The 12,028-nt window shown below is 68.9% G+C and carries 9 protein-coding genes; 5 read left to right on the top strand and 4 right to left on the bottom strand.

Translation table 11 applies throughout. The features are described from left to right. Window positions 1–52: 52 nt before the first annotated feature. Window positions 53–1,180 carry an acyltransferase family protein gene (locus GKO32_RS30745; protein WP_246244973.1) on the bottom strand — a complete coding sequence of 376 codons (1,128 nt, stop codon included), beginning with the start codon at window positions 1,178–1,180 and terminating at the stop codon, window positions 53–55. Between the two features lie 55 nt (window positions 1,181–1,235). Then, entirely contained in the window at window positions 1,236–4,403 is a 3,168-nt protein-coding gene (locus tag GKO32_RS30740) for a glycosyltransferase (RefSeq protein WP_154760409.1), read from the bottom strand. Between the two features lie 59 nt (window positions 4,404–4,462). On the opposite strand from GKO32_RS30740, the gene GKO32_RS30735 reads away from it, so the two are divergent. After that, window positions 4,463–5,776, top strand: a complete 1,314-nt coding sequence (locus GKO32_RS30735; protein WP_154760408.1) for an alginate O-acetyltransferase AlgX-related protein — start codon at window positions 4,463–4,465, stop codon at window positions 5,774–5,776. A 112-nt stretch (window positions 5,777–5,888) separates the two neighbouring features. Continuing rightward, the gene (locus tag GKO32_RS30730; RefSeq protein ID WP_312868841.1) at window positions 5,889–7,064 is read left to right on the top strand and encodes a DUF1707 domain-containing protein; all 1,176 of its coding nucleotides are present in this window, start codon (window positions 5,889–5,891) and stop codon (window positions 7,062–7,064) included. Window positions 7,065–7,068: 4 nt separating this feature from the next. Here GKO32_RS30730 and GKO32_RS30725 read toward each other — a convergent pair whose 3' ends face one another. Together GKO32_RS30725 and GKO32_RS30720 are read right to left on the bottom strand one after the other, a co-directional pair. Next, entirely contained in the window at window positions 7,069–7,734 is a 666-nt protein-coding gene (locus GKO32_RS30725) for a response regulator (protein WP_154760407.1), read from the bottom strand. Then, window positions 7,734–8,789: a sensor histidine kinase gene (locus tag GKO32_RS30720; RefSeq protein ID WP_154760424.1), complete on the bottom strand. Its 1,056-nt coding sequence runs from the start codon at window positions 8,787–8,789 to the stop codon at window positions 7,734–7,736. Before GKO32_RS30720 ends, GKO32_RS30725 begins: the two co-directional genes overlap by 1 nt. 205 nt (window positions 8,790–8,994) lie before the next feature. Here GKO32_RS30720 and GKO32_RS30715 point away from each other — a divergent pair, with 205 nt between their 5' ends. The 3 genes from GKO32_RS30715 (at window position 8,995) to GKO32_RS30705 (ending at window position 12,017) form a co-directional block, all read left to right on the top strand. Next, entirely contained in the window at window positions 8,995–9,513 is a 519-nt protein-coding gene (locus GKO32_RS30715) for an RNA polymerase sigma factor (protein ID WP_312868840.1), read from the top strand. After that, the gene (locus GKO32_RS30710; RefSeq protein ID WP_154760406.1) at window positions 9,506–10,375 is read left to right on the top strand and encodes a VOC family protein; all 870 of its coding nucleotides are present in this window, start codon (window positions 9,506–9,508) and stop codon (window positions 10,373–10,375) included. The genes GKO32_RS30715 and GKO32_RS30710 overlap by 8 nt, the downstream gene beginning before the upstream one ends. Before the next feature lie 97 nt (window positions 10,376–10,472). Further along, window positions 10,473–12,017, top strand: a complete 1,545-nt coding sequence (locus GKO32_RS30705) for an RNA/DNA-binding domain-containing protein (protein WP_312868839.1) — start codon at window positions 10,473–10,475, stop codon at window positions 12,015–12,017. The last annotated feature ends 11 nt before the right edge of the window (window positions 12,018–12,028 follow it).

Below are 12,028 nucleotides of genomic sequence, written 5' to 3'. Positions count from 1 at the left end.
AATTCGTGTCCGGTTTCGGCGCCTCAAAAGTCACAGAGTGACTTCGGCCGCCTCACCGCACCGGGGTGCCGGCCGGCTCCATCTGCACCGTGGGTGCGTCCGCCGGCGCGGGACGCTTCACCGCCGGCGCAGGCAGGTGCCGGCGCAAGCGCAGGGTCGGCTGCTCGATGAAACGCCAGGACAGCTGCCCGGCCGCATACGCCGCCGGAACCGCCAGCAGGACAAGGGCCGCGACGTTGTGCACCCCGGCCATGATGATCAGCTGCTGGATGGGGAATCCCCAGATATAGGTGCCATAGCTGCCGTAGACGTAAGGTTCGAACCTTTCCAGCCGCTTCGGCCAGTGCGTCGCGAGCGTGATCGCGCCGTAGGCGGCCGCGAGCGCGAGCGCATACCGGCCGGCCGGGGTCTGGTTCAGCGCGAGATACAGCGCCAGCAGTACCAGCGCCGCCCACGGGCGCAACGGGATCCGGTGCCGGAAGGAATGCAGGATCATGCCGAGTACGAACGGCACCAGGAACGCCACCGTCGAACCCAGCGGCAGCTCACCGAGGGAACCGCCACCGCCGTGATCGCCGAAGGTGGCCTGCCACAGGGTGTCGGCGTACACCAGCACCCCGAGGAACACCAGCAGCAGCCCGCGAGTCAGCCCGAGCGCGATCAGCACACCGGCGACCAGCACGAGCGCGTACCCGAGCATCTCCATCGGGAGTGTCCACAATGCACCGTTGGCCGAGAACGGGTACGGGTTCGCGTCGAACACGCCCGGCAGCCGGTGCTGCAACAGGAACAACACGATGGTGCCGACGAGATAACGCCAGGTCTGGAGGTTCGACCAGTACGCACCCTGCGAGAGGCTGGTCACCAACGGGCCGATCACCAGTACCGTCACCGAGACCACGACCACGAGCGGCGGCAGGATCCGCAGCAGCCGCCGCGCCGCGAACCGCCACCACGACGGGTCTCGCGACCAGCTGTCCTGGATCTGGTAGCCGCTCATCGCGAAGAAGCCCATCAGCGCGATGTACCCGGGCGACATGCCCCATGAGGCGGGGAAGATCGTGAGCCGGCCGGGATCCAGCAGCGGCGCACTGTGATCCACCACGACGGTGACCGCACCCAGCATCCGCAACCACGCGAAGCCCACGTTCGCGTCGGCGTGGACCTTCGGGGCGCGCATGGCCGCAAATGCTAGCTCATGCGATCACGTGACCATGGCGAAACCGGTGGGAAACTCACCGCAACAAGGATTCCAGCGCCCGCCGCAGCACGTCCGGACCGAACTGCCGTCGCACGGCTGCCTTGCCCCGGTCGGACAGCCGCTGCCAGATCTTGTCGTCGTCGAGCAGCGTGCCGAGATGCTCGGCGAAGTCGCGCGCGGTGTCGCCGATCAGCACCTCGTCACCGTGCTCGAGGTGCATCCCCTCGGCCGCCACGGTGGTCGCGACGACCGGAACACCGCAGGCCAGCGCCTCGCCGACCTTGCCCTTCACCCCGGCCCCGAAGCGCAGCGGGGCGGCGACGACGCGGGCCTTGCGGTACAACGGATCGATGTCCGGCACCCAGCCGTGCACGACGACGCCTTCGCCGTCCAGCGCGGTGATCTCGGGCGGCGGGTTGCTGCCGACGACATGCACGACGGCGTCCGGGCGGGCCTTGCGCACCAACGGGATGATCTCCGTCGCGAGCCACCGCACCGCGTCGCGGTTGGGGACGTGGTCGAAGCTGCCCACGAAGAGCACATCGGCGCGCCCGTCGGGATCGGCCACGGTCTCGTCCACGAGGTGCACGTTCGACAGCACCGCGACCTGCGCCGACGGCTCGAGCCGCCCGAGCAACTCTCGCTCCACTTCGGACACTGTGAGCGTGACGTCCGTGCTGCGGACAAGGCCGAGTTCCATCTCCCGCAACGCTTTCGAGCGCTGACGCAACGACTCGGCGCCGGCGTCACCGTTCCGCTCGGCCAGTTCGGCCTGCCGCTCGAGCCGCAGGAAGTGCAGGTCAACGGTGTCATAGGCGACCCGGCAGCTGGGCGCCACGTCGCGGATCTGTTCCAGCAGCTGCCAGGCGACCTGCGGCCGGGACAGCAGGGCGAGGCTCAGCACCGGCCCGGCCTCACGGAGGAACGCGCGCTGGTTCTCCTCCCCCACGACCACCGTGATCCCCTGCTCGTGCAATGGGACCGTGTAGCGCTCGGGCAGCGCGTGGTTCATCGGGAAGAACACCACCCGCTCGCCCAGTTCGGCGAGCTGGCGCAGCAGCCGGCTCATCCGCACCGAGCCGGAATCCTCGTCCGGCCGCGGCACCTGGTAGTCCGCGACGAGCACGATCCCGCCGGCGTGTCCGGCCGCGGTGCGCTGCCTGCCCAGCCAGACGTTGGCCGGTGAGGCTTCGGGCAGGTGCCCGGCCAGCTGCGCGGCCCACTTGTCGACGAAGATCTGGCGGTTGAGTTCCTGGTGCCGCTTGACGCCGGACGCGAGATCGGTGCCGTTGGACACGCCCTCGTGGTGCACGACGACCGACGCGGGCTGGACCACCGTCCGGTACCCGGCGTCCCGCACCGCGAACGCGAGATCGGTGTCCTCGTAGTAGGCCGGGGCGAAGCGCGTGTCGAACCCGCCGATGCGCTCGAACAGTTCGCGCCGGACGAGGACCGCGGCGCCGGAGCAGTAGTCCACGTCCCGCATGGTCTGGAACCACGGCATGTCCGCGGGCTGATTGCGCCCGTAGTTCCAGCCGGTGCCGTCGGCCCAGATGATGCCGCCGCTCTCCTGCAGGCTGCCGTCCGGATACACCAACTTGGAGCCGACGAGTCCAATGTCCAAGCGGTCCTCGACGACCTCCACGAGCTTGTCCAGCCAGCCCGGCTGGACTTCGGTGTCGTTGTTGAGGAACAGGACGAGCTCGCCGCGGGCGTGTTCCGCACCGAGGTTGCAGGCACCGATGAAACCGAGATTGCGCGGGGTCCGGACGAGGCGGACGCCGGGGCAGGCCGCGACCCGGTCCGCGGAGTCGTCGACCGACGAGTCATCCACCACGATCACCTCGAACGGCGTGCGCGGCCGGGTCAGCTCGATCGATTCCAGGCACCGGCGCGTGTAGTCCCAGTGCCCGTACACCGGGATGATCACACTGACGATGGGTTCCTCGCTCGTGGTGACGCCGACCGGGCCTGGCTCGGGCACCGCGCCGGGAAGCACGCCGGCCGGGCGGCCGAGCGCCCGCTCGTAGGCGTCACGGCGCCGCGTGCCCCGTGGTGCATACCGCTCGATGGACGCCCGGTACCGGTTGATCAGCCGCTGTCCGAGGGCCGACACCTCTTCGCGGAGCCGGGCGTTCTCGGTCGCCAGGTCGTGCGTGGTCTGGCGCAGCTTGGCGTTGTTCTCGTCGAGCCAGGACAGCCGCGCGTGCTCGTGCGCGGCTTTGCGCTGCTCCCGGTCGAGCTCCGCGGCGAGCGACGAATATGCCACGCGCCCCTGCTGAACCTGGGCCAGCGCCTCGTCCCGCTCGCGCGCGGTGGTGTCCAGTTCGGCGGCCAGCCCGTCCGCCCGACCGGAGGCCGAGCCGAGTTCGGCTTCGAGCCGGCGGGCGACCTCGCCGAGACGATCGGCTTCGCCCCTGGCCGCCGCGGTGTCCGAGAGCGCCCGCGCGATCAGGATCAGCTTCTCGTCGGTCATGACCGACGAGCCGATCACGTCGACCGGCTCCCGCGAGGCGACCGCGAGAAAATAGGTGTGCGGCGCGCCGGGCCGGATTTCCCAGTCGTCCGGGGGGTTCTGCCGCAAGGTGTGCAGCTCGCTGCCCGGCCCGTCACCGTGGATCAGCGAACCGACCGCGACGTTTTGCCGCAGCAGCACGACATGGCCGAACCTTTCGCCGAGCAGCGCCCGGAACCCCTGCTCGTCCAGTTCCCTTACGTGGAACGGGTTTTCGTTGCCGTGATCGTGGGTGTAGACCTCGATATCCGGGGTGCTGCACAGGAAAACCCCGTTGGGCGCGAGCAACCTCCCGACCAGCCCGAGCACGAGATCCTGCCGTTCGACATGCTCGATCGCCTCGAAACACGTGATCACGTCGAACGGTGCTTCATCGGGCAGCGCTTCGGGGTCTTCGATCGACCCCTGGTGGAAGGTCAGCGATTCCGACCCGTAGCGCCGGTTCGCATGCTCGACGGTGACCGGGTCGAGTTCCAGCCCGACGACCGAGCTCGCGGCCTGCGCCATCAGCGCGGCGCCGTAGCCCTCCCCGCTGGCCAGATCGAGCACGCGCTTGCCGCCGACGTAACGCAGCGCGAAGGCGTAGCGGTGGTAGTGCTCGTAGATCACCTGGTGGTCGTCGGTCCACGGCACGCACCGCTCGCCGGTCCACTCGATGAGGCGCTCGCCCGGGGTTCCCGCGTCCATGCAGTGCAGGTTACTGGTGTGGCCCCGGCCGGACGCCGGGCATCGGTAGCCTACGAATCATGACGGGGGAGCCCAGGCTGCGGCCGCACAGACCAGGTGGCCTGCCGGCCACGCCGGAGTCGTGGTTGCCGAGAGAACACAGCCTGTACCGGCCACGGCACAGCCGCCGTCAACGCACCGCACTGGTCTGTGCGGTGGTCTTCTTCCTCACCCCGGCATTGGCGTTCGTCGCCGGTGTCCGCCCGGCCGCGTTCGAAAACCGTGCCCTGCATGGGTTTCCGCCCGGCGAAGGCTGGGCGTTCTTCACCGGTCTTTCCGATTGGGCCACCGATCATCTCCCGCTGCGCGAGCAAGGCGTGGACGCGGCGCGCGACATCAGCACGGGGGTTTTCGGCGATCCGCCGCAGTCCGGGCAGACGGAGTCGAGCGGGCCGATCGGGCTGGGTCTGCCGACGACCACGCGACCGAAGGACAACGATCCGCCCGGTGGCTACCCGCCGCTGATCTACGGCTCGGACGACTGGTTGTACCTCGGGGTCGACATGAGCAACAAGTGCGTGCCCACGCTCAGCCCCGACGGCGTCGTCCGTGCCTTCCAACGGTTGCGTGCGGCGGTGGAGAACTCCGGTCGCCGCTTCGAACTCGTCATCGCCCCGGACAAGTCGACGGCCGCACCCGAGCATCTGCCCAGTACTTATGCGGGCAAGGACTGCGCCCGTGCGGCCTCCGCCACGTTCTGGCGCAACGCCACCTCCCGGCTTGGCGACGTCGATCTGCGGCCCAGCCTCACCGCCACCGCCACCCGCGTCGGACATCCGCTGTACGACGCGAACGACAGCCACTGGACCTATGAAGGTGGCCTGACGATGACGTACGCGCTGGCCGAGGCCATCCAGCCGGGGATCACCGCGTCCTGGCTGGTGGGACCACGGACAATCAACCCGTGGCCCGCCGATCTGCCGATGCTGATCGGCAAGTCCGCCGACCGCAGGCTGATGACGTACACGCTCAAACCGGACGGTGTGACGGACCGGGAACACTATGTCGCCAGCGATTTCCGCGCACCGCTGGAGTTGAAGCAGGACACGGCGACCCCGTCGACCGGCGTGATCGGCGCGAACACGGCCGTCCTCGCCGACTCGTTCACCCAGTTCGCGAGCCCGTTCCTGGCCGCCGCCTTCCAGAACGTGACGATCGTGCACGCCGAGACGATGGCCCAGGACACGACCGCCAACGCGACGAAACTGTTGGCTGATCGAGATGTCGTGGTCGTGGAGCTCGCGGAGCGAAATGCCGCTGGTGGGGCGAGCCCGCTGCTGCGGGATTCCGTGATTGACCAGATAGCGGCGGTGCTGGCCAGTCACCCCAGGTAGGAGTAACCGCGCGAGTGGCGGGGTGCACAATATTGCCTAGCCGACTGCGGCGACGTTCCGGTTTGACGGCGGCCTCGCAAAAAGCATCATCGATCCCGAAGGGGGTGCCGGGGTGACCTGGCAGGAACAGCTCCGCAAGCTCGACGAAGATCTGGCGAACGGCTCGCTGTCGGCTGACGACTATCGCGTGCGCCGTGACCAGATCCTGTCCGCCGCCGTCACCGCCGCTCCCACGGAGAACGCCGCCCCGGGTGAGGGCGACTCGACCCAGATCATCGAGCCGCTGTCACCGCCGTCCGGAACCCCGCAGCAGTCCGCGCCGTCGAGCCAGCCGAGCCAGCCGCAACCGAACGCCGAATCGACGCAGATCGTGTCGCCGCTGGACAGTTCCGCGGAACGCACCCAGGCCGTTGCGCCGTGGCAGGGCCAGCGCCCTGCCGGCTACCCGCAGCAGGGCATGCAGTCCCCGCCTGCCGGGTTCGCCCAGCCGCCGGCGTGGAATGCGCCCGAGGCGGACTCCAGCCCACCATGGGGTGGTTCAGACCTTCCGCCGATCGCGCCGCCGGCCGGCGCCGACTGGGTGTCGCAGGGCCCGGAGCGCGCCGACGGGGAGAAGTCCCCCAGCAACAGCAAAAAGATCCTCTTCTCGGTCCTCGGCGGGATCGTGGTCGTCGGCCTCGGGGTCGCGGTGTGGCTGCTGTTCGGTCGTGACAACGGCGCGGAAGTCCAGGCGGGGCCCGGTCAGCAGCCGCCCGCTCCGGTGACCACGAAACCGCTGCCGATGCCGCCGCCCGCCAAACCGGAGCCGAGCAGTGACGCGACAGCGCTTGTCGCCGCCCCCGGCTCGCCTCGCAACGGCGGCGGTGACTTCACCCTCGGCTCGCTGGCGACGAACAAGCTGCTGCCCGACCCTGTGATCGCCGCGCTGCAACAGGGCAACATGATCAGCGGGCGGTTGAACGCGTCCACGACCGGCTCCTCGACCGTCGGCATCTTCTCGCTGACACTGCCCACCCCGTCGGACGCGACGACGGTCGCCAACACGTACGCCGACACGCAGAAGTCGGGTGGGCTGCAGGCCAACCGTGACCTGTCGATGCAGGGGCTACCGGTGTTCAGCACCTCGGCGAAGGCACAGCAGGCCGTGTTCCGCGGTGTCTACGTGCTCTACAGCCGGGTGGTCATCGTGGAGACCTTCGGTCCCGACCGCGCCGAGGCGCAGACGCTGTTCACCTCGTTGCTGGCCCAGCAGGTCGACTTCGCGCCGCCGACGCAGCACACGCCCTGACCGGTCAGCGGCCGGGAGCGACCAGGCCGGACTCGTAGGCGAGCACCACGAGCTGGGCGCGGTCGCGGGCACCGACCTTCGTCATGATGCGGCTGACGTGGGTGCGGGCGGTGGCCGTCGAGATGACCAGCTGGGCGGCGATCTCGTCGTTGGACAGCCCGCCCGCGACGAGTGCCAGCACCTCGCGCTCGCGGCCGGTGATCTGCTGGACCGCTTGGGTGTCGACGCGCCGGTTCTCCGGTCGGCCGACGAATTCCGCAATGAGGCGCCGGGTCACGGTCGGGGCGAGCAGGGACTCACCGTCGGCGATGACGCGTAGCGCCCGCAGCAGCTCCACCGGCTCGGTGTCCTTCAACAGGAACCCGCTGGCCCCGGCCCGCAGCGCGTCGTAGACGTACTCGTCGATGTCGAATGTGGTCAGCACCAGGACCTTCACCGATGCCAGCTCCTCGTCGGCGGTGATCCGGCGAGTGGCTTCCAGACCGTCGACCACGGGCATGCGGATGTCCATTACGACGACGTCCGGCCGATGCCGCTTGGCCAGCTCGACCGCTTCGCCGCCGTCGTCCGCCTCACCGCACACCTCGAAACCGTCCTCGGTTTCCAGCAGCACCCGGAATCCCGCGCGCACGAGCGCCTGATCGTCGGCGAGCACCACCCGGATCGTCATCACGCCTCCTTCACCGGCAGTTCGGCCCGGACCTCAAAACCCCCGTCGACGGGCGCGGCCCGCACGCTTCCCCCGAGCGCGGCGGCGCGCTCGGACATCCCGCGCAGGCCGTTGCCGGGCGTCGGTGTACCAGGGTTGCGCCCATTGTCCTTGACCCGCAACGAGAACATTCCGTCCGACCGTCCAAAAGATACGTCCACTTCGGACGGATCAGCGGCGTGCCGGACGACATTGGTCAGCGATTCCTGCAAAATCCGGTAGGCGGCACCATCGACCGGGGCGGGCAGCTCCCCCGGCGAGCCGTGCACCCGCACGGTCAGCCCGGCCGCCCGCGCGTGGTCGAGCAACTCGTCGAGCCGGCGCAGGCTCGGTGCGGGGCCGAGGCCCTGGCCGGAACGCAGCACCGCGACCGTCGCCCGCAGATCCGCCAGCGCCGACGCGCTCGCCTCCTTGATCGCCCGCAGCGCCTCGACGGCCTGCTCGGGCCGCCGGTCCGCGACATGTGCGGCGACCCCGGCCTGCACGTTGATCATCGCCAGGCTGTGTGCGACCACGTCGTGCACCTCGCGCGCGATCCGCAGCCGCTCCTGTTCGGCCATCCGGTACTGGTGCTCGGCCGCGCGTTCGCGGGCGGCGCTGATGGCCGCGGACCGGTTCCGCACCGCGGTCCCGATCCCGAGAACGGCGGCGAGCCAGGCGACGAGGAGACCGGCTCGCGCGTCGAACGTGATCGCACCGCCGGCGATGAGGTATCCGGCGAACGCGACGAGCAGGGTCGCCGTCGCGGTGATGCCGGCGACCAGCGGCCCTCGTCGGCGGGTCAGCACGAGCAGCGCGATCGTCGGCAACAGCAGTGCCGGGCCGTTCGGATAGTCCGACCAGTAGTAAGCCAGCGTCGCACCGAAGGTCACGAGGAAAACCGGCAGCGGAAACCGGCGGGCGAGCAGCAGCGGGAGCGCGGCCACGACGAGCCAGCCGTACCCCGGCACGTCGAGATGCCGGGCACCGGCCTGGAAATGCCCGGCGGCGGTGGTCACCGCCAGCACGAACGCCATCGGCACGACCGTCAGCACGACGTCGCCTGCGAACCGGTTACCTCGCCACACGTCAGTGAAGCTACGGCACCACGGGACGTGGCGCGTCGGTCGAAAAGCGGCTTTTGTGGCTACGACCGGTACCGACCCACGGTCGCTTGACCCACGCGCGTGAAATCTCGCGGCGGCCCGTCGGAGAAGTGGGCCCCCGGACGACGATGGGGATGTGAGCGAACCGCGGGTACGACCGGACCCGGCATTGGCGCTGCTCGAACTGTATGAGGCGGCGCTGCCGCAGGTGTACGGGTACCTGCTGTCCCGGTGCGGCAGCCGCGCCGTCGCGGAGGAACTGACGTCGGAGACGTTCCTCGGCGCGGTGAGCGCGTGCCGGGGTGCGGGGGCACCGCCGGTGAGCACGCCGTGGCTCATCGGGGTCGCGCGGCACAAGCTGGTCGATCATTGGCGCAGGCGGGAGCGGGAGGAGCGTGGGCTGCGGCTCGTGCACGAGACGGAAACCGTGGACCCGTGGGACGACGAGCTGGACGCGTTGCTGGCGCGTGAGGTGCTCGCCGAATTGGGCGCGCATCACCGAGCGGCCTTGACGTTGCGATACCTCGACGGGCTCGCGGTGCCTGAGGTCGCGCGGCTGCTGGGCCGGACGGTGCATGCCACCGAGGCATTGCTGGTGCGGGCGCGTGCCGCGTTCCGCGCCGCCTATCGGACGAAGGAGGGCCGTGATGACTGATCCGTTCGAAGCCCTCCGCGCGCCGGTGCGCCCGGTCGATCCCGATCCCCGGTTCGCCGCCGAACTACGGATGACGTTGCAGCACACGATTCTGGATGGAGGAGAGATGACCACGACCGAAACCGCCGCGGAACTGCACTCCCTGACCCCGTATCTCGCCGTGCCGGACGCGCGGCGGGCGATCGAGTTCTATGTCGAGGTGTTCGGCGCGACCCGCCGTGGCGATCCGATCGTCATGGAAGACGGCCGGATCGGGCATGCCGAACTGGCCATCGGTGACGCCGTGCTGATGCTGGCCGACGAATTCGAAGACATCGGCCACGTCTCCTCGCCCGGCGGCGCGTCCGTCCGCATTGAAGTGTCCGATGTGGACGGTGTGGTCGAGCGCGCGCTGGCCCGTGGTGCGGAACTGCTGCGCCCGGTGGCCGACCGTGGCTACGGGCGCGGCGGCGCGATCCGTGACCCGTTCGGCCAGCGGTGGCTGGTGTCGCAGGCCCCGGCGCGCACGGCGGCGGGCACCGGCCCGCGTCATGGCGAGGCCGCGTACTTCACGTTCCAAGTGCCGGATGACGAAGCGGCGAAAGCCTTCTACGGCGGTGTGCTCGGCTGGCGTTTCTCACCGGGCAGCACGGAAACCGCCTGGGGCGTCGAAGGAAACGGCCTGTTCGGCGGCCTCTGGGGCGGCCCGGGACGGCAGGTCGGCTGGAAGCTGATGTACGCCGTCGACGACCTCGAGGCCGCGCTCTCGCGTGTCCGGGAACTCGGCGGTCAAGCCGGGGAGGTCGAGCAGCAGCGATACGGCCCGTCCGCCGACTGCGTCGACAACCAGGGGATCGAGTTCTGGTTGCTGCAGCAGCCTTAGCGGCGGCTTATCGATATATATCGGACGCGCATTCTATCTCAGCTGGGATGACGATAAATATTGATAAGCTGAGCCGAGTCGGAGGCGTACGTGGACGGTGAGGCCCCCGTTGACCTCGTCACGCGCATCCAAGCGTGGCTGGCTGCGGGAGAGGACTACCGCGGGCGGTGTCCTTCTCATCGGCGTCGAGGACGACGGCCGCATAACTGGCGCGCGCCCGCGCCACGAGGGCGGGCGTACCGACCCGCTGCGTTTGCAGGCACTCATCGCCAGCCGGACCGAACCGGCGATCACCTGCCAAGCGTCCGTGGTCACGGTCACCGGCGCCGAGGTCATTGCGGTCGAGGTTCCGAACAGTCCGCATATCGTCGGAACAGCCGCAGGCAAGTACGTCCGCAGGGCAATCGACCGCAACGGCCGCCCCACCTGCCTGCCATTACGTGCACACGAGATGCTGGCTCACGAGATCGATCGTGGTGCGGTCGATCTCGCCCGGCTGCCGGCGCATGGCGCTACCTGGGCTGACCTGGATCCTTTCGAATTCGAACGGGTTCGGCGTCTCGTTGCCGATGCCGGAGATCAGGCCGACAGAGTTCTGGCAACACTCGCCGATGAGGAATTGACTCGCGCGCTGGGCTTGGAAGTCAAGGCCGCGCAAGACTTGGAATGCCGCCTCGTGGGTGGGAATATGCCTGCCGAGCGCGGCTTCACGTCCGAACAGCAGAAGACCGCCGATACTCACCTCGCTTCCCGGGAGTCGACGTCAACGAGTTCATGCGGTATCCAGTTCGGCCCTTTTCGGATCGCCATTCCCACCTACTCTGAGGTCGCTTTTCGAGAGGTGCTCGCCAACGCGCTCACCCACCGCGACTACACCAAGCGTGGCGCCATTCATGTCCAATGGTCCGACGAGCAGCTGGAAATTTCGAGTCCGGGGGGCTTCCCCGAGGGCATCAGGATCGACAACCTGCTCGTCGCCCCACCGCATCCACGAAGCGCGGTGCTCGCGGACGCCTTCAAGCGAATCGGGCTCGTGGAGCGAACCGGCCGGGGCATCAATCGGATGTTCGCGGAGCAACTGCGCGTCGGACGACCCGCACCGGACTACGGGCGCACTACCGACGAGACCGTGGTTGCGATTCTCCCTGGTGGGCCGGCGAATCTCGCGATGACCAAGTGGGTACTGGAGCAGGAGCACCACAACCGCCCGCTGACGCTTTCCGAGTTGCAGATCCTCTCCGAACTGCTGCGGGAACGGCGGGCGACGACGGCCGAACTCGCAATTCTCACACAACGCACGGAAGCCGAGACTCGCCACCTCCTGACCCGGATGGTCGAGCGGGGGTGGGTCGAAGCTCGTGGTGATGGCAAAGGACGAACCTGGCATCTGTCGGCCGCGGTCTACCGGACCCTGGATTCGTCGGCGGGTTATGTCCGGGTACGAGGCTTCGAACCACTTCAGCAGGAGCAGATGATCCTCGCGTTCGTATCCGCACACGGGCATATCACCCGGGCGCAGGCGGCCGATCTGTGCGCGATCGCGCCCGAGCAAGCGAGCCGGGTTCTTCGCCGGCTCGCGCAGGCGGGGAAACTCCGGCAACGCGGCCAGCGTAAAGGAACTCGTTACGAATTGCCCTGGTGAGCCCCCGGTGC

The sequence above is a fragment of the Amycolatopsis pithecellobii genome, assembly GCF_009707865.1.
GTDB lineage: Bacteria > Actinomycetota > Actinomycetes > Mycobacteriales > Pseudonocardiaceae > Amycolatopsis_E > Amycolatopsis_E pithecellobii.
This window is presented reverse-complemented; position numbering and strand designations above follow the sequence as displayed.